The following is a 23,010-nucleotide window of genomic DNA, read 5'->3' on the forward strand; positions in this document are numbered from 1 at the left end:
AAGATCTTGTTGGGTTATTTTATGACACGAATGAGTAAACAAGCTCGCCGTAGAGCTCAAAGTCCAAAGAAACGCAAACCCATTTATGCTATTCAGCATCCAAAAGATGCTCCAAGAATTGCTTTTAAGGCCCATACCAACACAGTAAAAAGTGTTAGCGTTTTTGTTCCTCAAATTGGTTAGTTATTAGGGAAGAAACATGTCTAGACATCGTAGTTACGGAAAATCCATTAAGGGAGAAACCAAAAGAAACGTTCTTAAACGTTTTGAGCGCATTGAAGTGTTACGTAAATTAGGACGCTGGGATGACGCTACTGCTAAAAAAGCCACAGGACTTCTGAAGACTCCTGTAATTAAATAGTTCATATTTTTGCTTATTTTGGATCGATCTTCTCCTCAAATTTTTATTTCCAATGAACAACAGGACGTTGATATAGATTTACAATCTGTTCAGCGTCTTGTTATTTTGTTTTTGGAACTGCAAAAAGTCTCTACAGATCAGGTATACATTTATTTTTTGAGCGATGCCGCTCTTGCTCAGTTACACGATGAGCAATTTTCTGATCCCTCTCTCACAGACACTATCACTCTTCCGATAGATAGACCTGGCATCCAATCTTTCCCTCACGTCTTAGGAGAAGCTTTCGTTAGCCCTAGAGCGGCTATGCGATTCTTAGGGCAATACACAGAAGCCCAACTATACCATGAAATCTCCCGTTATGTAGTCCATTCCTTGCTACACATGCTAGGATACGATGATCAAACAGATGAAGATAAGCGTATTATGCGAGAACAAGAAGATTCTTCCCTAACCTTCTTAGCTCAGAACCAAGCACTGTTGCATCCTACTGTATAAAAAGTCTTCCACTTTCTCTAGAAATCTCTATATCGATAAAAATTTTTATCATAACATGTGAAGAGGCTATAAGTTCTTTCTTGAATATAGTCCTGAAATAATTTCTTTTTTTACGGAGAAGATCATTTCATTTCTCATCATGCTGTATATTCTGCTGGCTACCATTATTCTTTTCCTTTTTCTCGGCTCAGCAATAAATCGCAGGGTCACTACCTTAGCGTATGGAACTGATGGGATCCCAGTTCCCCCCTCCTCTTCTAGATTACTTCCTCTGCTTTGCCTACTTTATGGGATACTCGGAGCACCTATTTATCAGTATATCAATACTTTCTTCTCTATTCCCTTGCCTATTTTTTGGGGTACTTTCCTATTTTTAATCCTAGTAGCCTGTAAATTTTTACCCTCCTTTTATGGTTGTTCGAAAAACTGGTGGGGTTCCCAGATCCCAATTTCTACAGTTAAAGCTCTAGAAAAATGTCTGATGGGATTAAAAAAATCCTCATCAACTACAATTCCACAACTTCCTGCCCCAACACCATCCAACGAGCTATCCGCAAATATCTCTTGCCTTGAAGATATGATTGCTCGAGAAATTATGACCCCGAAAGCCGATATTTTCGCTTTACCAAGCGAAATCCCTATTTCTCAAGCTTTCCCCCTAATCATAGATGAGGGATATAGTCGCGTTCCTTTATTCACTAAAAATATCGATGACATTACAGGAATGGTTCTTGTGAAAGACCTACTCCCTGTGTATTATAAGGATCCACATACCACCCAACCACTATCATCCATCGCTTATCCTCCCTTGTATACTCCCGAAATCCGTCGCGTCTCTCTGCTTTTACAAGAATTTCGACAGAAACGTTGCCACTTAGCCATTGTTGTAAATGAATACGGATTCACAGAGGGTCTGGTTTCCATGGAAGACATTGTTGAAGAAATTTTCGGGGAAATTGCAGACGAATACGATGACCAAGAAGATGTTCACTACAAAAAAGTAGGTAATGCTTGGATTGTGGATGGACGAATGAACATTTCCGATGCCGAAGAATATTTTGGGCTGCGCATAGCACATGAGAGCAGTTACGACACTCTTGGCGGTTATGTTTTTCATAAGTTAGGCGCCGTCCCCGAGAAAGGAATGAAAATCTACTATGAAGATTTTGCTATCGATATTTTATCCTGCTCTGACCGCAGCGTAGAAAAGATGAAAATTACACCAAGAAAGCGAAAGCCTTTATCACGGAACAACCGATTCTAAATGAAACATTAGTAAATTCTGTTCTCTCTATCCGTTGTCCTAAAATGTATCACCATAGTAGAAAGAAAATTACAAAAAGGTCCCTCTAATCAGAATATTCATAGAGTTCTAACCTTTTTAAAAATACAAAGCATCCTCATTAACTACCCAAGATTAGGAGCCCTAGACCCAATGAGTAATTTTCAAAAAGAAGAACAAGGCCAAACAGGCATCCTTCATTTACAAGGAAAACTCGATGGTGTCTCCTCCCCTGCCGTACAAGAAAGCATTTCCGAATCTCTTTCGAATGGAATGAAAAACATTATTCTGGATTGTGCCGCTTTAGATTATATATCTAGCGCAGGGATTCGCGTTCTCTTACAGAGCTATCATCAGGTAGGAAAAAATGCGGGGAAAATTGCTCTAACCTCTATCTCCAAGACCGTCGAACAGACTCTTTACGTCACAGGATTTTTGTCTTATTTCAAAGTTTTTGACTCTATAAATGAAGCCTTACAAGCTTTAGAAAAAGAAAACTCCTAGTCCTATCTTCAACTCAGTCTCTTTTCAATTGGATGTCATAATCAAAGTTGTGTAGTCCTGAAAAAATTTTTGGTGTAACATAACCTTGTCTTTGAAGATCCTTTGGTAAATCATGCGGAATCAAAAAGTTTGCATGAAAAGGACTTCCCGGTTACTCAAACTTATATATTAGTTGCTATGCGCAGATCTGTTTGTTACGTTACTCCTTCAGTTGCTAGGGCTGGTCAAATTTCTACCTGGAGGTTTGAATATTCTTCAGCTAATTTCCTTCCCGAGGGGACATTATTAAAATTTGATTTAGGAATAGATGGACGTCCTATAGACTGGGAGATTCCTTCTACAGACCTCTCTCAACCATGTAATACGATCTACTTGGAAACTCCCTCTGAGAGTATCGTAACAGCAAAAGCTGTTTATGCTCCCGGATCCTACATCCCTACATTTGAATTTATTCTTCCTTGCGAAATAGAAGCAGGAGACACCTTCTCCATCATTCTTGGAAGTTCTCCTAATTTTCCTCAAGAAGATGCTTCTGGCAACGGAGCCCAATTATTTACCCAGCGTCGTAAACCTTTTTCCCTTTACGTTGATCCAACGGGAAAAGGAAATTTTGAAGATCCTGATATCTTCACAATAGACATCCGCGGAAATGTTTTAAAAAATATCCGTATCTTTGCTCCTTCTTATGTGGTCAAAAATAAGCGCTTTGATATTACAGTTCGCTTCGAAGATGAATTTGGAAATTTAACAAACTTTTCCCCAGAAGAGACCCAGATCGAACTTTCGTATGAGCATCTGCGAGAAAATCTCAGTTGGCAATTATTTATTCCTGAAACAGGATTCGTTATTCTCCCGAATCTTTATTTCAATGAACCTGGGATTTACCGTATTCAATTACGCAATCAAGCCACCAAAGAGATTTTTACGTCTGCTCCAATCAAATGTTTTACAGAAACGTCACCCCATCTTTTATGGGGTCTGCTGCATGGAGAATCTGAGCGTGTAGATTCGGAAGGCAATATTGAATCCTGCTTACGTTATTTCCGAGATGACTGCGCTTTGAACTTCTTTGCCACATCTTCTTTCGAAATTCAAGATGGGCTTACTCCCGAAACGATTAAAAGCATTAATCAAACGGTCTCTGATTTCAATGAAGAAGATCGTTTCATTGCCCTGTCGGGGGCACAATATGTTTCTGAAGAACCTGGCGAGGGAATTCGTGAAGTCCTTCTAATAAAAGAGCCTAAATCTCCAGGAAAGCACAAAGAGTGTAAGTTATTCCCCCTATCTAAACTATATAAGCAATCAACCAGTCATGAGTTAATTTCGATCCCTAGCTTTACTGCATCGAAAAAATTTGGTTGTGATTTTCAAAATTTCCATGCCGAATTTGAGCGAGTTGTAGAGATTTACAATGCCTGGGGATGTTCTGAAAGAACTGAAGCTGAAGGGAATCCATTCCCTATTAAAGGTTCTATCGACTCAGAGAATCCAGAAGGGACTATTTTGTCTGCTTTAAAGAGAAATCTACGTTTTGGATTTGTAGCTGGCGGTCTCGATGATAGAAACTTGTACAGTAACTTTTTTGATTCCGATCAACAGCAATACTCTCCTGGATTAACTGCAGTCATTTGTAATAAATATTCTCGTGATTCTCTGCTTGAAGCTCTATACCAACGACAATGCTATGCGACAACAGGTCAAAGAATCATTGTAAGTTTTCAAATTACATCGGCTCCTATGGGTTCTGAGCTCTCCACAGCTATCAAACCAGGACTAATGATTAATAGACATATTTCAGGATACGTAGCGGGGACTGCAAAGATTTCTACTATCGAAATCATCCGTAATGGAGATACACTCCACACCTTCTACCCTGATGGCAACAATTTTGAATATGAGTATGACGATCTGACTCCATTTGCTCAGGCTACTCTTGCAGATCCTAAAAATGGGGCTCCTTTTGCCTTTTATTACTTACGAGTAACTCAAGAAAATGGAGCTATGGCATGGAGTTCTCCTATTTGGATAGATCTCAACTAACAGAGAGCTCCTTATGACCTCTTTGTTTTTGCTCATCTGTTGTGCTACTGTTTTATTAAGTATAGGGGTAGCTTCTGTTCTGATAGGATCTTTTCTACTAGGAAGACCTTTATCTAAAGGTTGCGGCCGAAGTGATTGCTGTCAGAAAAAGAAGTCTTGCCCTTATGGAAACAAAAACTCGCAACCCGACAACGATTATGACGACCTCGACAACTCGCATTCTTCCTAAAAGTGCTTGGCTTAAAACTTTGTTTAACGACTATTTATCTGGAGCTCGTCTTTCTGAAGAACAGGCTTTGCAGTTGCTTCTTATTGATGATGAAGATCAGCAGGCGTTATGGAGTTTTGCTGATCAGATTCGCGCAAATCGTGTTGGCGATACCGTTTACTACTCTTCCACTCTCTATCTTTATCCCACAAACTTCTGCCAATTTAACTGCACTTTTTGTTCTTTCTACGCTAAACCAGGTAATCCTTCAGGCTGGTTCTTCACTCCTGATCAACTCATTCGTTCCATAAAAGAAACTACTTCCCCCATTACTGAAACCCATATCGTAGCAGGTTGCTATCCATCATGTAATCTTGCTTACTATGAAGAGCTGTTCACGAAAATTAAACAAAATTTTCCAGACCTACATATCAAAGCGCTTTCTGCTATTGAATATGCCTATCTAGCAAAACTGGAAAACCTTTCTGTCAGAGAGGTCATGGAACGACTACGTATTGCAGGCCTGGATTCTATTCCTGGGGGTGGTGCAGAGATTCTAGTTGATGAAGTGCGAGAAACCCTTTCTCGAGGAAGACTATCTTCCCAAGGTTTTTTAGATATCCATCGAACCGCACATTCTTTGGGAATTCCTAGTAATGCTACCATGCTTTGTTACCATCGAGAAACTCCAGAAGATATGGTAACACATCTGAGCAAGCTACGTTCTCTCCAGGATGAAACGTTGGGATTTAAAAATTTTATTCTCTTGAAGTTTGCCTCAGAAAATAATGCTTTAGGCAAACGATTACATAAAATGACTGCAAGACATTCTATTCCCCCCGCGACCATCATTGCAGTTGCTCGGCTGTTTTTAGATAATTTTTCCAATATTAAGGCTTTGTGGAATTATCTAGGGCTTGATGTTGCTCTGCACCTACTTTCTTGTGGAGCTAACGACTTTTCTTCCACACATCTAGGAGAAAAGGTTTTTCAAATGTCCTCTTCCAAAGAGCCCATCCGAATGGACATTGAAGGGATGGCTAAGCTGATTACGCAACAAGGTCGTATCCCATGTCTCGTCAGTTCCGCTCTTGTTTAACTGTTGGGTGTGTATGCTACGTTAACGCCCTACCTTTTTCTATTGGGTTGTCCCAAGCTCCAGGAGTTTCTCTCCAGACGGATACGCCATCTAATCTGGTTTCTAAGCTACTTTCAAAGGAAATTGATTATGCATTAACTTCAGTAATAGCGAAATTTTCTTCTCCATTACACCAAGTTTCCTTTTTTGGAATTGCTGCCTATCAAAAAATCTTAAGTGTGAACTTACATGCCACGCCTCAATTTTTTGCTAAAGAGGCTCCACGTATAGCTGCTACCAAAGAAAGTCGCTCTTCAATTGCACTTATGCGCATTCTTTGCAAGAATCTTTGGAAAATTCCGTTTCCTTCCATTACCCTTCTTTCTTCAAAGGAAATTCTTGATCAAGTAGAGCTGTACGATGCTTTATTATTAATAGGAGATACAGCTCTCCACCACCAGATCATTCCTGGATTTCAAACTTATGACCTAGTAACTTCTTGGCATGACCTTACATCAAAACCATTCGTTTTTGCTGGAGTTCTTAGCCATTCTTCAACCCTTCCGTTGCAACTTCAGCAAGAATTTTTTTCTTCCCTCCATTATTTCCAAGATCATAGGGAGGAAATCTGGAGAAAAGCAGCCGCATTACTGAAGCTTCCAGAGTCACTAATGCAGCAATATTACTCTTTATGTCGTTACGAACTTTCTGAAGAAGATTTTGCAGGTTTACAACAGTTTAAGAACTATTATGACAAACTTCCAAGACAAGCCGAACATCCGAATCATGTTTGATTCCCTAGCACCCACCTACGATAAAATTAATAAAATTCTGTCGTTAGGTTTGCACCTCACATGGAATCATTCTTTTGTTTCTCTTTTAGGTAGATCTGACCATTTATTGGATTTATGTGCTGGGACTGGACACGTGGCCTTGTCCTATATCCAAAAATATCCCCAAGCTTCGGCGACGCTCGTTGATTTTTCAACCAAAATGCTAGAAAATGTTCAGGAATGCCATCCTTTAGCTCCTTTCTCCTACGTCATAAGCGATGTAACAAGCATGCCTCTTCCGAATGACACTTTTCATTTAGCTTCTATGGCATATGGACTCCGGAATCTATCCTCCCCTCTTGAAGCGCTCAAGGAGGTACATAGGGTTTTAAAACCTAAAGGACGTTTAGGCATTCTTGAGCTGACTCGTCCAGCAACTTATAACCCAGTCCACCTGTTACATAAACTCTATCTTAATCTAGTTGTCCCTAGTGTTGGAAGGTTTTATTCCGGGAACAGTTACGCTTACTCTTACTTAAAAGAAAGCATCCGAAACCTTCCCTGCGACACCTCTCTGGAAAGAGTTTTTCACAAATCAGGGCTACACATTATCCGAAAACGAAAATTGCTCTTCGGAACTGCAACTATTTGGATTTTAGAAAAATAGAACTCACAAGATTTAACAAAAATGCTTATGAACGAGCCTTCTTACGACCACGCTTGGCAGCCTTTTTCGGCTTAACATCATCGTCATCATCATCGTCGTCGTCATATTCCTCACCAAAGAAGTCGCTGGCATCTCCATCTCCATCATAACCAAGCTTAGCGGACAATTCACGCAAAGAATCAAAACGCTCAGAAAACTTAGCTAGATTTAGTTGGTCTTCCAACCGACCCCCTCCTCGCAAGTGTGCTAAGAACTCTTCTTCCGTATCAAACTTTTCAGAAAAAGTTAACGAGGAAGCAGACGTAATTTCTGGTAAGAACAGAAAGCGTCTCGCTGCAGAAGGTACTTTTGTATAGATATCACTAGACACGGTGGTCTCTGCCTCGACCTTTGCAGACTGTTTGGGAGGACGCCCTCTCTTAGGACGAGGATTCAAAGCTTCATTCGAATAGTATACTTTAGATTTATTCACAAGAAGCTGACGAGCCTGTGTCAACTCTTTTGACACTTTTGCGTCAAACAAGTGTACCTTCAACTGCTCTAAAACATGTTTTGAAAAATCAAGATCTTCTTCAAAAACGAACTGGAACTTATTGTTCCGCAACCACTCAATAATACGAATGCGAGAACGCTCAACATAAAACTGCTGCCACTTCTCTTGTTCTGTCTCATGGTCGTATAAAAACTCTAAAAACTGCTCACGAGCATTTTTAGACTGTACGATTTCTAAAAACTTTTCTTTGGTATCAATATCGTAAATTTTTTCATTTACGAATGTCTCCATGATCTTCTTGATCTCGTAGAAGGTCAATTTTGGAATTAAACAATACCGATCTGCATTCTCTTCTAGTTCTTGATAGACCTTATCTAAATCTTCCTGATCTTTATCAAGATCTATGTACAAGATAAATCCTTCCACGCGATCTACATAGAAATCTCTCTCATCATCAGACTTCGAGAAAGCATCCATCAAGCGAAGGACTCGTAATAAAAGAGGATTTTGAGGTACAGGATATGTTGTCATAGGCTCCAGTATAGGGAATGCTCTGTTAGATAGCAACCCTCTCTTGTTTTATCCTCAAATTTGTCTAATACATCTAGATTAGGGGGCAAACTCCCCAATATTTTCACTACAATTCAAAAGGGTTACAGGCCCTTCTAAAAAAACCTTACCGTTTTCAGAAAAAATCTTAACAATGTTTCCACTCCGAGAACATACTAACAGAGAAAAATCTTGTTCTAACGAAAAAACATCTGCAGCAACTAAAGCACTCGCTAACATTCCTGTCCCACAAGAAAGAGTTTCTCGCTCGCATCCCCGCTCATAAGTATAAACAAGTAGCGTGTCTTCTTTCTTTGTCTGAACAAAGTCTACATTGACTCCATTAGGCCTAAAATCTTCATGATAACGAAGGAAAGCCCCCCATTCTTGTACAGGAACCTTATTCACATCAGGAACAAAGACAACAACATGCGGGACTCCCGTATCAATAAAGAATACCTCTTCCGGCATGCCAGGCAATACATGTGTTAATGTTTTCTTAGTCTTCTTCCAATCAAGTAATGTCATATCAACTAATACTCGATCCATAGAAAAAAACTTACCTTGATAGACCCCGCGAACGGTTTCAATGGAAACATCCTCTAAGCCCAAACTCTGAGCTACATGAGCCATTACGCACCGCAATCCATTGCCACACATAGAAGCTTCAGATCCATCGCTATTAAAAATCGTTAGCTTAGCATCTGCTATCTCAGAAGGTTCTACACATAAAAATCCATCGACCTTCTCTTTCTGGCATAGAAACACAATATGTTGGAGGGGAGGTATGAACTCCCCTAAAATAAAACTATTACCAGTTCCAGAATATAGATGATACCTATAAGTCATTAAAGGAGAAAAGGATCCCATCTAATAGACCAAACTCCATAGCTTCATTGGCACTCATCCACATATCTCGATCAATAGCTTTCTCTATCACCTCTCGAGACTGCCCTGTTGCTTCAACATACACATCAATAATGCGAGCCTTAGTTTTTAAAATCTCCCGCGCATGAATATCCAAATCAGTGGCCTGGCCAGTAATGGTGCCTCCAATAGAAGGTTGATGGATCATAATACGCGCATGAGGTGTAGCAAACCGTCTTCCTGGAGCAGCGCATAAACTTAACACAGATCCCATAGATGCTGCTAACCCTGTAACTACTGTTGTTACAGGAGAAGAGATCATCTTAATTTGGTCCCAAACAGCAAATCCCGCGTCAACAGATCCCCCTGGACTGTTAATAACGAATACAATTGGCTGTCCCGGACTTGTGAGTTCCAAATACCAAAGCTTTTTGATAGCCTCTGCAGCGCTCTTCTCTGTTACAGGCTCAGAGAAAAAAATACGCCGAGAATCTAACAACTTTCTATCTATGATATCTTGTAACTTATGCATCATTTCCCCTTCAGGCATAGAGTCTCCCACTAAACTAGCGTTTCCAGATCGATTTCAGGGTAAAGAGGGAATCTTCCTAATAAATCAGCTACTCGTTGTCTCGCTTCTTGAGCGATCTCCTCCGATAGCACTCCCTCACTTTTACTAGAACTGCCCTCAGCATTGCGTCTCACAGTAATATTTCGCAATACTTTCGCGATAATATTCGCAACTTCCTCCATTTCAGCACTACCCATACCTAATGTTGTTAGAGCAGGTGTACCTAACCGAATACCCGAAGTTTTCCACTGTCCAGAAGCATCCGATGGAATAGAATTCCGATTCACCGCAATACCTACAGAGGTTAACATATCCTCCGCGATACGTCCAGGAACTCCAAGAGAAGTCAGGTCGATAATCAGCATATGATTATCGGTTCCTCCAGTTAATAATCTCAAACCATTACGCTGAAAAATTTCAGCTAAAGTTCGAGCATTTTCGACAACCTGGTGCGCATATTTCCTGAAATTTATTGTCATAGCCTCTTTCAAAGCCACTGCTTTGGCAGCAATTACATGAGGAAGCGGACCTCCCATCATTAACGGACAAGCTTTGTTTAGAGTATCAGAATATTCTTTTTTAGCTAAAACAAGCCCCCCTCTTGGCCCTCGCAGAGTCTTATGAGTAGTTGTTGTAACGATATCTGCATAAGGAATAGGATTTTCTTCTCCGATAAAAACACCTCCAGCAACTAATCCTGCGAAATGAGCCATATCCACCCATAAAACTGCACCGCAATCTTCCGCAATTTGCTTCAGTGTAGCAAAGTTTAATCGTCTAGAATAAGAAGAGTAGCCCGCAATAAGAACAGTAGGCCTATGTTCTTTCGCTATTTTCGCTATCACGTCATAATCAAATAACTCGGTATCTAAGTTGACCTCATAAGGAAGACAATGCATCAATTTAGACATAACATTTATACGCACAGTCCCATGCGTTAAATGTCCGCCAGAATTTAAAGACGGGCCTAGGCATTTGTATTGAGACATTTCGGCCTTTAAAGCCTCATACTCTTGTTCCGGGAGATCGTTGATTGTCTTGTATCCCAGTCTCTGAACAGCTGGGCTTTGGATCTTCTGCGTAATAATCGACATAATAGCCAGTAAGTTTGCATCAGCTCCAGAATGTGGCTGAACACAAGCACTTTCTGCACCAAATAATTCCTTTGCCGTCTCCACGCACTCCCACTCAATAGCGTCCACATTCTCACAACAAGAATAAAAACGCTTGAATGGACTTCCCTCACAATACTTATCTGTGAGTAAATTACCCATAGCAAGCTGAACAGATAGAGAAGAAAAGTTCTCTGAAGCAATCATTTTCAAACGAGATCGCTGACTTTTCAATTCTTGTACTATGCTTTGTCCTATGGATGGGAAAGAGTGTAATAGATGATCTAATGCTGCTAAATAAGCTACGGATGCTAAACTTTGCTGTCCTTTCCCGGAAATATTTCTCAAATATTTATCTAATAAAGAAGTCATATTTCCACCTCCACTGATTGAATCCCCAAAATCTTACTGAGGAACCCTTTTCTTATTTGCTACAATCCTTCTCAGGAGTCTCATTTCAACTAGGACGAACCCTTCTTTAGAGAAAAGCAGATTTATTCTAACTATAGAGAAACCAACGACACAATAATCGTTAACAGCAATCTATTTTCTTTTGTGCTGACCGAGGATCTTTTACATTGAGGCTTCAGTTGATCACATTCTTACCGCAAAAGTCAAGAAGCTTCCTACCAACAAAAAGCTTCTCTTCAATTCAAAAAAAACTCTAACATATCACTTTGAAACAGGGGCATCTCCTCGATCCATATGGCACTGTATTTAGGGCTCAATCCATCCTTTGCTAAGCAATATTCTGCTATTTTTCAGCCAATTATTCGCATAATTCCTTTTTCAAAGCATGCCCCTCAGATGCGTCAAGCGAGGCAATTCCTTGTATCTGCTTCCCATGTTTTATTAACAAGCCCTTCATCCACCCACTGTTTTTTTTCTTCCATTAAGAAAACAGTTTCTCCGTCTGCGTTAATGAGCAAATGCTTCGTTACTATTGGAGAAGCTACCTCTTCTCGCGTACGCGCCCACCTTCCTAAAGCTAATATTGTGCAAGTTCCATTCCCTCAATCAGAAGCTTTTCAACCTATTCTATCCTCCCTCCCATCCAATACCTCTATATTATATCCTCATTCTTCCCTTGCTCGACCCATTATCCGATCTCTGCTTAACAAACTACAGTATCCCTTCTTTTCCTATTCCCACTACACTGTCAAACCTATCAAACTTTCTCTAAACATATTTTCCCCACACAAAATTATTATTCTTACCAGTCCTTCGATTGTTCGCGCATATGCGAAATTATTCCCATCCCTTCCTAGTAAAGAACACTGGTGCCTAGGTGAAATCAGCGCAGAGGAATTTAAAAAAATATTCCACTGCCCTCCATCTAAAATTCTCTTCCCAATAAAGGAATCCCAAGGCTGTTGCTAACAATCTTTCTGTTTATTTTAATAAATGCTTCTTCCAGAATTAGCAGAGAAAGTTCTTTTTTAAATATAAACACATGTCTGAACCATCCTCTTGTTTTGTTCTTCCGGATCCTGAATGGATTTACCGTGTCGGCATTGGGCAGGACAGTCACCGTTTTCTTCCTAGTGACAATCCTAAACCTTGTGTCTTAGGAGGGATTATTTTTGAAAACACCCCAGGTTTTGAGGCAAATTCGGACGGAGATGTCGTTTTTCATGCTATTTGCAATGCTTTTTCATCTGTAACACATCAAGTCATTTTAGGAGCATTGGCGGATGAACTATTAAAAGCAAAGGGGATTTCTGATAGTGCAGTTTATCTGAAGGAAGCGGTTGCATCTTTAAAGCCTACACAAAAGATCTCTCATCTGGCTATTACTATAGAGGGACAACGCCCTAAACTACTTCCTAAAATATCTGCTATGCGAGAAAAAATAGCAGAGATACTTCGAATCTCTTTAGATTCTGTTAACATCACAGCAACTTCTGGAGAAGGGCTAACGAGCATGGGCCAGGGACATGGCGTACAATGTTTCTGCGTTTTAACCGTTATGGAATTCTGCCCACGTTAATATACGTCTAAAACCAGTCTTTTTTGTAAAACAAGCTCTTGTACTGACTCTGAACCTAAAATATTTCCCAAAGCGCGTTTAGTTTCTATCCCAAGGGTCTTCTTCCCGCACACAAAGAAAAAGGCTCCTTTCTCATAATTTTCTTGTATAAGTTCCCTTTGCTGTTCAATTGCATCCTGAACATACATTTTAGATTCAGAGTCCCTAGAAAACGCGGTGAACAATTGTAGATTCCCTGAAGCAATCAGCCCCTGCAAAAAATCCCGATAATAAAAGTTGCTTTTCTCAAAACGCTCACCAAAAAATAGAATGTTCGCACCAAAATCCTGGTGATACAATCTATGTTGTAAAAATCCTTTATAGGGAGCAATTCCTGTTCCCGCTCCAATCATAATCAGAGGTTTCCCAAAGCTATTCTGTTGTAATGTAAAATGCTTTGTTGGCTGTACAAACCCTTGAAAAATCGTTCCTTCTTGCAAATCTTTACATAAAAAAGCCGAACACAATCCATACCGTAGTTGCATCTTTCCTGGGAAGCTAACACAACGCACCAGCAACTCTAATTGTCCATGAGAATATTCTGGTGAAGAAGCTATGGAGTAAAACCTAGGTAATAAAGGCATTATTCCCTGAACAAATTCTTCTAAAGAAATCTGGGGACGATAAAATAGAATCGCTTCAGATAAGGACCAAGAATCATCCAAATCCTCAGGGAAAAAGGGCTTTAGAACTTTCGAAATCTTATCAAGATCTACATAACTAATAAGAAATTCTCGAATAGAGAGAGTTGTATCTGCATGTCGAGAAACAACGACAGTATGAGGATCATACTGTAAAACGGACAATATGGAATCAACCAAAGAAGAAGGATTCGTCGGAAAAACCCCCAACGAATCCCCCACCTTGTAAGAGATTTCAGAATTAACGGGACCACATATAATTTTAAAAACTGGGTCTAAAGAGGTTTGCCCGCCATCCTGATTATAAGAACAAAGCTCACGAGAATGTAAAACCATCCACTGAGCTTTGAATTTAGCAAATAAAGACATTCTCAAATCAAAAGATTAAGCAGCCTTAATTTTAATATCGACTCCAGCAGGCAAAGACAACATCTTCAAAGCATCGATTGTTTTTCCTGTAGGATCTAAAATATCAATTAATCGCTTATGTGTACGAATTTCAAACTGCTCACGAGATTTTTTATCTACGTGAGGGGAGCGCAAAACCGTATACACCTCTCTCTTCGTTGGTAAAGGAATTGGACCAACAACACGAGCTCCGGTTCTTTTAGCAGTCTCAACAATGTTTGCTGTAGACTGATCGAGCTGCCCTTGATCAAAACCTTTCAAGCGAATCCGAATTCTTTGTTTTTGCTGCTTCATATATCCCTTACTTCTTAACAATCTCTTCTTGAATTTTCTGAGGAACTTTAGCAAAGAATGCAGGTTCCATAGTCGACGTAGCTCGACCTGAAGTCAATGATCTCAATGAGGTCATGTAACCGAACATTTCACTCAAAGGTACCTCTGCATTGACCTGGGCCATATTTCTAGAAGCTTCTTGGCCTAGAATCTTACCTCTACGACGGTTTAAATCTCCAATTACATCTCCCAAGTGGTCTTCTGGAGTTATAACTGTCACTTTCATAATAGGCTCTAAAATGACAGGAAGGGCCTTTCTACAAGCTTCTTTCACAGCCATTGACCCACAAATCTTAAAGGCCATTTCACTCGAGTCAACTTCATGGTAAGATCCGAATACAATGCTTACCTTAACATCGACCAAACCATACCCAGCTAAAACTCCGGAATTTAATCCCTCTTCAACTCCTTTAATTACCGCAGGAATGTACTCTTTAGGAATTACTCCCCCAACGATCTTGCTGACTACCTCATTACCTTTACCAGGCTCATTTGGCTCGATTTCCAAGCAAACGTGAGCATACTGTCCTCGACCACCAGACTGCTTCACATACTTTGTTTCACTATCACTTGCTTTCGTAATCGTTTCTTTGTAGGAAACCTGAGGTTTACCAACGTTAGCCTCAACTTTAAACTCTCGGATCATACGATCGCGGAGAATATCAAGATGTAACTCTCCCATTCCAGAAATAATTGTCTGACCAGTTTCTTCGTTTGTAGAAACTCGGAAAGTTGGATCCTCTTCAGAAAGAGCACTTAAAGCCTGAGCTAATTTCTCTCGGTCTCCCTTAGATTTAGGCTCAATTGCCATATCAATTACAGGCTCAGGAGCTTCAATACGCTCTAATACAATCTCTTGGTTTTCATCACAGAGAGTATCCCCCGTTACAGAAAACTTAAGACCTACACATGCCCCGATATCCCCAACAGTAAATTCATCTCTGTCAGTACGCTCATTAGCATGCATTTCTAACAGTCTTGAAATACGTTCCTTCTTATCCTTAGTAGAATTAAGAATAGCAGAACCTTTTTTCAATGTTCCTGAATAAATACGGATGAAAGTAATACGACCAACATAAGGGTCTGTCATAATTTTGAAAGCAAGCGCAGCTAAAGGCCCATCTTTCGAAGGCTTCAAGCAAACTTCTTCACCTGTCTTTAAATTCATTCCACGAACGTTACCACGATCAAGAGGAGAAGGCAACCACTTGACGATCACATCAAGAAGCTGTTGAACCCCTTTGTTTTTGAAAGCACTTCCACATAGGACTGGATTAATTTTGCCTTCAATAACTCCCTTACGCATTACTCTGTGAATTTCTTCTTCTGTAATACTCTCAGGAGCCTCAAGGACTTTCTCCATAAAGGCTTCGTTAGTTTCGTCAACAGTTGCTAACTCTTCAAGCAACTGCATTCTTAGGACTTCGCACTGCTCTTGAAGATCTTCTGGGATTTCCCGCTCTTCCCACTTAGCTCCTAAAGAATCATCTAGGAAGTAAAGAGCCTTTTGAGAAATCAAATCAACCATTCCCACAAATTGGCTTTCAGCACCAATTGGACAGTGAACTGGAATAGCATTTGCCCCAAGTTTCTCTCTCATGGACTCAACAGCGCCAAAATAATTTGCGCCCATACGGTCCATTTTGTTTACAAAAGCAACTCGAGGAACGCCATATTTGTTTGCTTGTCGCCAAACAGTTTCAGATTGAGGCTCAACCCCGGAAACAGCGTCAAAAACGGCAACAGCACCATCAAGCACGCGCAAAGAACGCTCTACTTCAATAGTGAAATCGACGTGACCGGGAGTATCGATAATATTGATCTTGGATCCCAACCAAAATACGGTTGTAGCAGCGGAGGTGATCGTAATTCCCCTTTCTTGCTCCTGCTCCATCCAGTCCATGGTAGCTCCGCCCTCATGAACCTCCCCAATCTTATGAGTTCTTCCCGCGTAGAAAAGAATTCGCTCTGTCGTTGTTGTTTTTCCTGCATCGATATGCGCCATGATACCGATATTTCTAATCGCGTCTAAACCGAACTCTTGATCGCTCATCGAAATTTTTTGCCTCTCACACACGAATGTTAAACGTTATCTTACCACTTATAATGAGCAAATGCTTTATTTGCTTCAGCCATGCGATGGGTGTCCTCGCGTTTCTTAATCGTAGCTCCTTGTTTGTTGAAGCAATCGATCAATTCATTAGCTAGGCCAATTTCCATACATTTGCCTGGCTTAGAACGCGCATGCTTAATAATCCACTGCATAGCAAGACAACTTCTTCTATCAGGAGCCACTTCAACAGGCACCTGGTAAGTAGCCCCACCCACTCTACGGGAACGCACTTCAAGAATAGGTTTCGCATTCTCTAAAGCCTCTTCAAATCCTTCTAAAGGATTTTCTAAGCCCAATCTTTTAGCGAAGCGCTCCAAAGCTCCGTAAACGATTTTTCTGGCAATGCTCTTCTTCCCGTGCAACATTACTTTGTTAATAAATCTCTCTAAGACTACGCTCCCGTAAACAGGATCGCCTGGAATAACTTTCTTCTCAGCCGCATGTCGTCTTGACATATAAACTCAACCTCTTCGTACTTCTTTTCTTTAGGTTTCAAAAACCAACCTACTTAGGACGCTTCGCGCCGTAACGGGAACGACTCTGTTTTCTATTTTTTACGGCAGCACAATCTAAGGCCCCTCGCACAATATGATAACGCACCCCTGGCAAATCTTTAACCCTTCCGCCTTGGACCAAAACGATGCTGTGCTCCTGCAAGTTATGACCTTCTCCACCGATGTAGGCAATTACCTCTTGTCCATTGGACAAGCGAACCCAAGCAACCTTACGCAAAGCTGAGTTAGGCTTCTTCGGAGTTTTAGTTTTCACCTGAAGACAGACCCCTCTTTTTTGAGGAGACTTTTGTAAAGCTGGAGATTTCTTTCTAGTTGCGCCAGACTGACGCTTCTTACGTATTAACTGATTAATCGTCGGCATGTACTCTTCTCGATTCAACCTCTCTTACAAACAGGAAAATATAGAATAAGAATATCTTTGTTTGCAAGGGGTTATTTCTAGGACTAGTAAGAGTTTATGGAGCTCTATAACAATTTTATTAAGAAAATATTCTTCTCAAAATATTTTCTTAAAACAAGACTCCCCTAAAAAGAACTAATAAAAAAAGAGTTGAACCCTTGCTGATAAAATGATTTCTTAGAATACTGTTAGTTCCAAAACTTGAAAACAAGACCTTTATCATGAAAGTTGTTGTGAATCCTGCTTGCGAACATTCACAAGCTTCAACTCCGGTATCCCAGAAACAGCGAACTGTGTTTTTTAGAAATACAGCGATGCTGACCTGTAGTATCTTGTTCACTCTATGTTCAGCAATTTTATTTATTATTGGTCTTTTTCCCCAAACTACCATTCCATTTGCAGGAGCATTTTTTGTAATCGGAATGTTTCTCTCTTTTTCAGTACTCTCTATTTTTCTTGTTGCTCTTGTCTATAACATGAAGAACTGGTTATTAAATAAACCTATTCCCCTACCGTTTTTTTCCAATATTAATTTTCTTATCTCTCAAGAAAAATAATTCCTCTGCTCTCTTTTGTCAGAAAAAAGTTTTTTTTCGGATCGATAAAGTAAACAACCAGGGACTTGAGGGTTCATAAGACAAAAGCCGACTCAAGTTTGAAAAACTCGTGTCGAAGATACGAATAATCACTATTAATAGAGATATTCGTAATGAAGAGACTCGCTCGTTTTTGTCTTCTAGCCTTAACTTTATTCCCACAACTTGCGTTTTCCTCAGCCCCCCTCCGACAACAAGATGTCCGCAAAACCGTAGAAAAATTAGTCGAGCACCATATTGATACAAAACATATTTCTCCCCACATTTTATCGAGATCTTTGGAAGACTATGCTCGATCATTCGATTCTCATAAAGCATACTTAACCCAAGATGAGGTCCTAACATACGTCTTTTCAGAAAAAGCGACCCATTCCTTATTTAAACAATACCAAGAAGATAATTTCGCTTCTTTTAGAGAGTTACATACTTGTATTCAACAGAGCATTTCCCGGGTAAGAGAGTGGCGTACTGTGTGGTTATCAGATGCTGTTCGCGTCATTCAAGATGCTTCCTCACATACTATCCCAAAAAAACCAACTACCTGGGGATCTTCTATTGAAGAGGTAAAGCAAAGACAATATGAGCTTCTTCTTTCCTATGCATCTATCTACCTAGAAGATGCTACAAAAAATCGCTATCAGGGGAAAGAACATGCACTAGTGAGATTATGTATTCGCCAGATTGAAAATCACGAAAATCCTTATATAGGAATCAATGACCATGGACTCAAAATGTCTCTTGAAGAAGAGGCCAATAGCTTCCATATTCGCATCATTAAATCCATTGCTCATAGTTTAGATGCTCATACAGCCTACTTCAGCAAAGAAGAAGCCCTTTCTATGCGAGCTCAGCTGGAGAAAGGTATGTGTGGAATAGGGGTAGTTCTGAAAGAAGACATTGATGGTGTAGTTGTTAAAGAAGTTCTTCCTGGAGGGCCTGCTGATAAAACAGGAAGTCTTCGTGTGGGCGATATTATTTACCGCGTTAATGGGAAAAATATTGAAAACACCCCTTTTCCTGGAGTTTTAGATTCCCTAAGAGGATTACCAGGATCTTCCGTCACTTTAGATATTCACAGACAAAACAACGACCATGTCGTTCAACTACGCCGAGAAAAAATTCTCTTAGATAGCCGCCGTGTTGATGTATCCTATGAACCTTACGGTGACGGCATTATCGGGAAAATCACCCTACACTCCTTTTATGAAGGAGAAAATCAGATATCTAGTGAACAGGATTTACGACGAGCTATTCGAGAACTGCAAGAAAAAAACCTTCTTGGGTTAGTTCTTGATATTCGAGAAAACACCGGAGGATTTTTATCTCAAGCCATCAAAGTTTCTGGTTTGTTCCTAACCAATGGAGTTGTTGTTGTCTCTCGATATGCGGATGGATCTGTAAAACGCTATCGCACGATTTCTCCTCAAAAATTTTATGATGGGCCATTAGCTGTTTTGGTTTCTAAAAGCTCTGCTTCCGCAGCAGAAATTGTTGCACAAACACTTCAAGACTATGGTGTAGCCCTTATTGTCGGAGATAAACAAACCTATGGGAAAGGAACCATACAACACCAAACGATTACAGGGAACAACTCTCAAGAAGATTTCTTTAAAGTAACTGTAGGGAGATACTATTCTCCTTCAGGGAAATCCACACAACTGGAAGGTGTTAAATCAGATATTGTTATCCCCTCCCGATATGCGGAAGACAATCTAGGTGAACGTTTTTTAGAATATGCTCTCCCAGCCGATCAATATGAGAATGTTTTGAACGACAATTTAGGAGATCTCGATATCCATATTCGTCCCTGGTTCCAAAAATACTATTCTCCACATTTACAAAAAACCGAGCTTACGTGGAGAGAAATGCTTCCCCAACTCGTCGAGAACAGTCAGCAGCGTCTTGAAAAAAACAAAAATTTTGAAATTTTTGTTCAACATTTGAAAAAAACAGATAAACAAGAACAATCATTTGGAAGCAATGACCTGCAAATGGAAGAGACTGTCAATATTGTTAAAGACATGATTCTTTTGCAAACTTCATTAAGATCTCCCGCACAATAAATCAGGGGAGGGGGTGGGTTACCCCTCCCCCCCCCTTTTTTTATGCTGTTTAGAAACACATTGAATTTCGGTCTTTGCATTTCTAAACAATTTTTTAGCTTAGAGAACTCTCTTATGCCACACTATTTCTTCTACTAGATAGGGTTATAACAATATCCTCCACCCTACTTAAATTGTCATCAGTAAATATTTTATTTGAATTATTAAGCTCCCCATCATCCAAAATATCTTCAGAAGTTTTTAATACGTTTTTACACAACTTCCACTTCGCTTCTGAACAAGATCCCTTATTCATAGATAAAATCCCAATACAGATGTTCACGCATCCTAAAATAGCTGGAATAGCCAGATAAATTGGATTGCTCGCAGCAGTTGCAGGCAATATGAATAGCAAAACAATACTAAGAATAACCAAAAATATCCCCACTACTGCTAATCCTACCTTAAATGCGGTAGAAGATAGGATCTTCGATGCACGCTCTTTTAGAGTTAAGGATCTAGCGTTATTAGAAACATTTTCCGATGAATTGTTTTGACTCGTGACTCCACTAACAATGGGTGTAGTGCTCATTTCCCTCTCCTATTTGAGTTATCGGACAAGGAGTCTAAGCAAAAACATTTATTTTTACAAAACCCATTTAGAAAGCTCTCTGAGCAGGAAAATGAAAAAAATATTTTTTTTCAGAAAATAAAAAAAGCCGCCCAAGACATCTCTTGGGCGGCTTTTTCACACATCTATTTGAAATTCAAAGATTAATAGATATGTGTATTCTCCGTATCAGATACAGGAACTGTCAATGTATCGGAAGAAAGAATAGCTTCCCCACGAGCATCTCCAGCGGATACTGCTTTCAACGTTACAGAAAACTCTACAGTTTCTTTAGAACCTAATCTAGGTAACGAATCAAACACTACCGTGTTTCCTGTAATGGTTCCTTTAGTTGGTCCAGAGAAAGATATAGGTTGTAATTCTTTAGAGAATTTCAAAATTAAGGACACATTTGTATCTTCAGCAGAACCTCTGTTTGTCACACAGATACGATAAACAGTGTTCTCTCCTACGCAAATAGGATCACAAGTATCTACTACGCACATATGAGTAGCAGCAACTCCTTTCCAGTAAGTTGTTGCTTCTGCGCAAGAAGTACAAATACCGCAATCAGAGCAACTTTTCACAACAACGTTGTTTGTGAATTGCCCTGGAGTTTGAGCTCTTACTAGAACCTTATATTGTAAAGACTCTCCAGGATTGAGTTCCTTCAAAGTCCAAACCAATTTATTACAAGAAATCTGAGCTCCAGCTGCTTCAACAACAGTTATTCCAGGAGAAAGCGTATCTTCAATTACAACGTCTCGTAAAACTAAGTCACCAGGGTTAGAAACAGAGATAACATATTCTACAGGCTTACAAACATAAGACCAATCTGCTCCCTCGATGTTAACTTGCACGCAAGGCTCATTGATCACTGTTGTTACGCTAGCAGTATTTTTGTGTCCACCACAGTAAGAAACTGTAGCAATATTTGTGACTCGACCACGTTTAAGCGGACAAAACTCCACGGTGATTGTTCTCTGTTCTCCAGGTTGCATATCCCCAAGAGTATATGTCAATACACGCTGTCCGGATGCATGAGCATAGCCATCTGGAACAGGATTTTCCACAACAACATTACGTGCTGTTGCTGTTCCTTGGTTGACTACATTAATTCTATAAGTTACTGGGCAACGCAAACATGCGCTTTCTGGACCTTCCTGTTTAACACAGATAGCAGGCTGGCCACATTTCGTAACCGAACGGATCTCTGGACAAGCACAAACCGTTGCAGCTGTAAAGCAGCAACCTTCTTTAAGAGGTTTTACCCATACAGTAATTTTACTCTTTTCGCCCTGTCCTAACCGATCAATTTTCCAAACTAGCTTACCATCAGCAGTAGGAGTAGTAGCTGGATCACTGCTAACAAACTCTGCTTCGCATGGTAATTGCTGTGTAATGATTACATCAACACAGTCTCTTTTCCCTATAGCAGTAATCTCAATAGGATATGGAGATCCTACCGTAGCATATTCAGGAACGGACTGCACGATTTCTACATTACGATCATCATTAACTTTGACTGTATACATTTTGCCAAAGCAAGAATCCTGTCTAGGCTCTACAGCTTTAGTATCACGAACTGCAGTAACCTCTTTACGGACTACGGAAGTCCTATTTTGATGATTTTTTCTTGCTTTTCTGTCTTTTTGATGAGAAGTGGTCTCTTTCGCTTTGGTGTCAGCTAAGCTAATAACGTTGGTAGAGAGAGACTCTGCCATAGAGGTCTCTAACACCCCGCTAGCAAATAAACTCGCCACACTAGTCACCGCGAAGATCGTCACAGCTCGTCTGATGAGTTTGTTCATAGGATCTCCTATTCGCATAGATTATTTTTTGTCTGCCATCGGGTAGAAATTGTTATTAACTAACTTTTACCCTACACATTTTTCTTTTATCCGAAATAGTTAGTAAGGAAAAGCATTTTCCTTACTAACTACATCTGTTGTGGGTAGGCTTTTAACTTGCGCTACCTATTGTCTACATCTGCCATCAGCCTGAATGCCTCTAGCTTGAGGGCCTTGTTTAGTTTCATGGTCTAATTCCCCACCGCAAGGTTTGCAAGATGGGACATACCCGTTACAAGAGTTGCAACCACCGTTTACTTCTCTCTTCTTAGATTCACAGGGGGAACATTTAATAGGTGCGCATGGATCTTCGAAGCAACAGTCAACGATACGACAACAACTACTTAAAGAAACAACACTACATAAAGCAGCGAGCAAAGCAGTTTTTTTCATAACTTCCAGACTCCTTTCTAGAAAAGGGCTCTCGAAGTTTCTTTTATTAACAAAAGCAATTCTTTTACCAATAAAAG

Annotated in this window: 26 protein-coding genes; 14 read left to right on the plus strand and 12 right to left on the minus strand. The window is 40.1% G+C overall.

Features of this window, described 5'->3' with window-relative positions; genetic code table 11:
• The first annotated feature begins 21 nt into the window (after positions 1-21).
• The 10 genes from TC_RS04865 (at position 22) to ubiE (ending at position 7,411) form a co-directional block, all read left to right on the plus strand.
• Positions 22-183, plus strand: a complete 162-nt coding sequence (locus tag TC_RS04865; RefSeq protein ID WP_010231277.1) for a hypothetical protein — start codon at positions 22-24, stop codon at positions 181-183.
• 16 nt (positions 184-199) lie between these two features.
• Entirely contained in the window at positions 200-361 is a 162-nt protein-coding gene (locus TC_RS04815; RefSeq protein ID WP_010231278.1) for a small basic protein, read from the plus strand.
• A 9-nt stretch (positions 362-370) separates the two neighbouring features.
• A complete protein-coding gene (gene ybeY / locus TC_RS03570; protein ID WP_010231279.1) occupies positions 371-856 on the plus strand; it encodes an rRNA maturation RNase YbeY in 486 nt (161 codons plus the stop codon).
• A 139-nt stretch (positions 857-995) separates the two neighbouring features.
• Entirely contained in the window at positions 996-2,120 is a 1,125-nt protein-coding gene (locus TC_RS03575; RefSeq protein ID WP_010231280.1) for a hemolysin family protein, read from the plus strand.
• Between the two features lie 171 nt (positions 2,121-2,291).
• Positions 2,292-2,642: an anti-sigma factor antagonist gene (locus TC_RS03580; protein ID WP_010231282.1), complete on the plus strand. Its 351-nt coding sequence runs from the start codon at positions 2,292-2,294 to the stop codon at positions 2,640-2,642.
• Between the two features lie 177 nt (positions 2,643-2,819).
• Positions 2,820-4,685: a DUF3604 domain-containing protein gene (locus tag TC_RS03585; RefSeq protein ID WP_010231284.1), complete on the plus strand. Its 1,866-nt coding sequence runs from the start codon at positions 2,820-2,822 to the stop codon at positions 4,683-4,685.
• 13 nt (positions 4,686-4,698) lie between these two features.
• Positions 4,699-4,914, plus strand: coding sequence for a YSIRK-type signal peptide-containing protein (locus TC_RS04820; RefSeq protein WP_010904388.1), 216 nt, complete (start codon positions 4,699-4,701; stop codon positions 4,912-4,914).
• Complete coding sequence (locus tag TC_RS03590) at positions 4,883-5,992, plus strand: CofH family radical SAM protein (RefSeq protein WP_010904389.1); 1,110 nt, start codon at positions 4,883-4,885, stop codon at positions 5,990-5,992. Before TC_RS04820 ends, TC_RS03590 begins: the two co-directional genes overlap by 32 nt.
• Complete coding sequence (locus TC_RS03595) at positions 5,965-6,765, plus strand: menaquinone biosynthesis protein (RefSeq protein ID WP_010231288.1); 801 nt, start codon at positions 5,965-5,967, stop codon at positions 6,763-6,765. The genes TC_RS03590 and TC_RS03595 overlap by 28 nt, the downstream gene beginning before the upstream one ends.
• Positions 6,722-7,411: a bifunctional demethylmenaquinone methyltransferase/2-methoxy-6-polyprenyl-1,4-benzoquinol methylase UbiE gene (ubiE, locus tag TC_RS03600; RefSeq protein ID WP_010231294.1), complete on the plus strand. Its 690-nt coding sequence runs from the start codon at positions 6,722-6,724 to the stop codon at positions 7,409-7,411. The genes TC_RS03595 and ubiE overlap by 44 nt, the downstream gene beginning before the upstream one ends.
• Before the next feature lie 25 nt (positions 7,412-7,436).
• Here the strand turns inward: ubiE and TC_RS03605 are convergent, their stop codons facing one another.
• From TC_RS03605 to TC_RS03620, 4 genes are all read right to left on the minus strand, one after another.
• Positions 7,437-8,435: a UPF0158 family protein gene (locus TC_RS03605; RefSeq protein WP_010231298.1), complete on the minus strand. Its 999-nt coding sequence runs from the start codon at positions 8,433-8,435 to the stop codon at positions 7,437-7,439.
• 78 nt (positions 8,436-8,513) lie between these two features.
• Complete coding sequence (gene dapF / locus TC_RS03610) at positions 8,514-9,323, minus strand: bifunctional diaminopimelate epimerase/glutamate racemase (protein WP_010231302.1); 810 nt, start codon at positions 9,321-9,323, stop codon at positions 8,514-8,516.
• Entirely contained in the window at positions 9,292-9,870 is a 579-nt protein-coding gene (locus TC_RS03615; protein WP_010231304.1) for an ATP-dependent Clp protease proteolytic subunit, read from the minus strand. The genes dapF and TC_RS03615 overlap by 32 nt, the downstream gene beginning before the upstream one ends.
• Before the next feature lie 11 nt (positions 9,871-9,881).
• Positions 9,882-11,375 (minus strand): glycine hydroxymethyltransferase, encoded by a 1,494-nt coding sequence (locus TC_RS03620; protein WP_010231307.1) that lies wholly within the window; start codon positions 11,373-11,375, stop codon positions 9,882-9,884.
• A gap of 333 nt (positions 11,376-11,708) precedes the next feature.
• On the opposite strand from TC_RS03620, the gene TC_RS03625 reads away from it, so the two are divergent.
• Positions 11,709-12,383, plus strand: a complete 675-nt coding sequence (locus tag TC_RS03625; protein WP_010231309.1) for a uroporphyrinogen-III synthase — start codon at positions 11,709-11,711, stop codon at positions 12,381-12,383.
• Positions 12,384-12,456: 73 nt separating this feature from the next.
• The gene (ispF, locus tag TC_RS03630; RefSeq protein WP_010231311.1) at positions 12,457-12,993 is read left to right on the plus strand and encodes a 2-C-methyl-D-erythritol 2,4-cyclodiphosphate synthase; all 537 of its coding nucleotides are present in this window, start codon (positions 12,457-12,459) and stop codon (positions 12,991-12,993) included.
• Here ispF and TC_RS03635 read toward each other — a convergent pair.
• From TC_RS03635 to rpsL, 5 genes are read right to left on the minus strand one after another with little or no spacing between them, the layout of a single operon-like run.
• Positions 12,990-14,042 (minus strand): sulfite reductase flavoprotein subunit alpha, encoded by a 1,053-nt coding sequence (locus TC_RS03635; RefSeq protein WP_010231313.1) that lies wholly within the window; start codon positions 14,040-14,042, stop codon positions 12,990-12,992. The two genes, ispF and TC_RS03635, sit on opposite strands and share 4 nt — an antisense overlap.
• Positions 14,043-14,057: 15 nt before the next feature.
• The gene (gene rpsJ / locus TC_RS03640; RefSeq protein ID WP_009871791.1) at positions 14,058-14,375 is read right to left on the minus strand and encodes a 30S ribosomal protein S10; all 318 of its coding nucleotides are present in this window, start codon (positions 14,373-14,375) and stop codon (positions 14,058-14,060) included.
• Positions 14,376-14,382: 7 nt separating this feature from the next.
• Positions 14,383-16,467 (minus strand): elongation factor G, encoded by a 2,085-nt coding sequence (gene fusA / locus TC_RS03645; RefSeq protein WP_010231341.1) that lies wholly within the window; start codon positions 16,465-16,467, stop codon positions 14,383-14,385.
• Positions 16,468-16,508: 41 nt separating this feature from the next.
• Positions 16,509-16,982 (minus strand): 30S ribosomal protein S7, encoded by a 474-nt coding sequence (rpsG, locus tag TC_RS03650; protein ID WP_010231342.1) that lies wholly within the window; start codon positions 16,980-16,982, stop codon positions 16,509-16,511.
• A 49-nt stretch (positions 16,983-17,031) separates the two neighbouring features.
• Positions 17,032-17,403, minus strand: a complete 372-nt coding sequence (gene rpsL / locus TC_RS03655) for a 30S ribosomal protein S12 (protein WP_009871794.1) — start codon at positions 17,401-17,403, stop codon at positions 17,032-17,034.
• Between the two features lie 260 nt (positions 17,404-17,663).
• Here rpsL and TC_RS03660 point away from each other — a divergent pair, with 260 nt between their 5' ends.
• Positions 17,664-17,999: a hypothetical protein gene (locus tag TC_RS03660; RefSeq protein ID WP_010231346.1), complete on the plus strand. Its 336-nt coding sequence runs from the start codon at positions 17,664-17,666 to the stop codon at positions 17,997-17,999.
• Between the two features lie 152 nt (positions 18,000-18,151).
• Entirely contained in the window at positions 18,152-20,101 is a 1,950-nt protein-coding gene (locus TC_RS03665; RefSeq protein ID WP_010231347.1) for a S41 family peptidase, read from the plus strand.
• Positions 20,102-20,213: 112 nt separating this feature from the next.
• Here TC_RS03665 and TC_RS03670 read toward each other — a convergent pair whose 3' ends face one another.
• From TC_RS03670 to TC_RS03685, 3 genes are all read right to left on the minus strand, one after another.
• Positions 20,214-20,672: a sulfur-rich protein gene (locus tag TC_RS03670; RefSeq protein WP_010231348.1), complete on the minus strand. Its 459-nt coding sequence runs from the start codon at positions 20,670-20,672 to the stop codon at positions 20,214-20,216.
• Positions 20,673-20,854: 182 nt separating this feature from the next.
• Complete coding sequence (gene omcB / locus TC_RS03680; RefSeq protein WP_010231361.1) at positions 20,855-22,519, minus strand: outer membrane complex protein OmcB; 1,665 nt, start codon at positions 22,517-22,519, stop codon at positions 20,855-20,857.
• Positions 22,520-22,666: 147 nt separating this feature from the next.
• Positions 22,667-22,933, minus strand: a complete 267-nt coding sequence (locus TC_RS03685; RefSeq protein ID WP_010231362.1) for a small cysteine-rich outer membrane protein — start codon at positions 22,931-22,933, stop codon at positions 22,667-22,669.
• Positions 22,934-23,010 lie beyond the last annotated feature (77 nt).

This window comes from Chlamydia muridarum str. Nigg (genome assembly GCF_000006685.1).
Taxonomy (GTDB): Bacteria; Chlamydiota; Chlamydiia; order Chlamydiales; family Chlamydiaceae; genus Chlamydia; species Chlamydia muridarum.

What these genes read in the sequence shown, in the direction of transcription:
- TC_RS03615 (WP_010231304.1), bottom strand. Translation starts at nt 9,870, where the DNA reads ATGCCTGAAGGGGAAATGATGCATAAGTTACAAGATATCATAGATAGA.
- TC_RS03605 (WP_010231298.1), bottom strand. Translation starts at nt 8,435, where the DNA reads ATGACAACATATCCTGTACCTCAAAATCCTCTTTTATTACGAGTCCTT.
- fusA (WP_010231341.1), bottom strand. Translation starts at nt 16,467, where the DNA reads ATGAGCGATCAAGAGTTCGGTTTAGACGCGATTAGAAATATCGGTATC.
- ispF (WP_010231311.1), top strand. Translation starts at nt 12,457, where the DNA reads ATGTCTGAACCATCCTCTTGTTTTGTTCTTCCGGATCCTGAATGGATT.
- TC_RS03590 (WP_010904389.1), top strand. Translation starts at nt 4,883, where the DNA reads ATGACGACCTCGACAACTCGCATTCTTCCTAAAAGTGCTTGGCTTAAA.
- TC_RS03670 (WP_010231348.1), bottom strand. Translation starts at nt 20,672, where the DNA reads ATGAGCACTACACCCATTGTTAGTGGAGTCACGAGTCAAAACAATTCA.
- TC_RS03580 (WP_010231282.1), top strand. Translation starts at nt 2,292, where the DNA reads ATGAGTAATTTTCAAAAAGAAGAACAAGGCCAAACAGGCATCCTTCAT.
- TC_RS03595 (WP_010231288.1), top strand. Translation starts at nt 5,965, where the DNA reads ATGTCTCGTCAGTTCCGCTCTTGTTTAACTGTTGGGTGTGTATGCTAC.
- TC_RS03660 (WP_010231346.1), top strand. Translation starts at nt 17,664, where the DNA reads ATGAAAGTTGTTGTGAATCCTGCTTGCGAACATTCACAAGCTTCAACT.
- TC_RS04815 (WP_010231278.1), top strand. Translation starts at nt 200, where the DNA reads ATGTCTAGACATCGTAGTTACGGAAAATCCATTAAGGGAGAAACCAAA.
- omcB (WP_010231361.1), bottom strand. Translation starts at nt 22,519, where the DNA reads ATGCGAATAGGAGATCCTATGAACAAACTCATCAGACGAGCTGTGACG.
- rpsL (WP_009871794.1), bottom strand. Translation starts at nt 17,403, where the DNA reads ATGCCGACGATTAATCAGTTAATACGTAAGAAGCGTCAGTCTGGCGCA.
- TC_RS04865 (WP_010231277.1), top strand. Translation starts at nt 22, where the DNA reads ATGACACGAATGAGTAAACAAGCTCGCCGTAGAGCTCAAAGTCCAAAG.
- TC_RS03665 (WP_010231347.1), top strand. Translation starts at nt 18,152, where the DNA reads ATGAAGAGACTCGCTCGTTTTTGTCTTCTAGCCTTAACTTTATTCCCA.
- ubiE (WP_010231294.1), top strand. Translation starts at nt 6,722, where the DNA reads ATGACAAACTTCCAAGACAAGCCGAACATCCGAATCATGTTTGATTCC.
- dapF (WP_010231302.1), bottom strand. Translation starts at nt 9,323, where the DNA reads ATGGGATCCTTTTCTCCTTTAATGACTTATAGGTATCATCTATATTCT.
- rpsG (WP_010231342.1), bottom strand. Translation starts at nt 16,982, where the DNA reads ATGTCAAGACGACATGCGGCTGAGAAGAAAGTTATTCCAGGCGATCCT.
- rpsJ (WP_009871791.1), bottom strand. Translation starts at nt 14,375, where the DNA reads ATGAAGCAGCAAAAACAAAGAATTCGGATTCGCTTGAAAGGTTTTGAT.
- TC_RS03685 (WP_010231362.1), bottom strand. Translation starts at nt 22,933, where the DNA reads ATGAAAAAAACTGCTTTGCTCGCTGCTTTATGTAGTGTTGTTTCTTTA.
- TC_RS03620 (WP_010231307.1), bottom strand. Translation starts at nt 11,375, where the DNA reads ATGACTTCTTTATTAGATAAATATTTGAGAAATATTTCCGGGAAAGGA.
- TC_RS03575 (WP_010231280.1), top strand. Translation starts at nt 996, where the DNA reads ATGCTGTATATTCTGCTGGCTACCATTATTCTTTTCCTTTTTCTCGGC.
- TC_RS03625 (WP_010231309.1), top strand. Translation starts at nt 11,709, where the DNA reads ATGGCACTGTATTTAGGGCTCAATCCATCCTTTGCTAAGCAATATTCT.
- TC_RS04820 (WP_010904388.1), top strand. Translation starts at nt 4,699, where the DNA reads ATGACCTCTTTGTTTTTGCTCATCTGTTGTGCTACTGTTTTATTAAGT.
- TC_RS03635 (WP_010231313.1), bottom strand. Translation starts at nt 14,042, where the DNA reads ATGTCTTTATTTGCTAAATTCAAAGCTCAGTGGATGGTTTTACATTCT.
- TC_RS03585 (WP_010231284.1), top strand. Translation starts at nt 2,820, where the DNA reads ATGCGCAGATCTGTTTGTTACGTTACTCCTTCAGTTGCTAGGGCTGGT.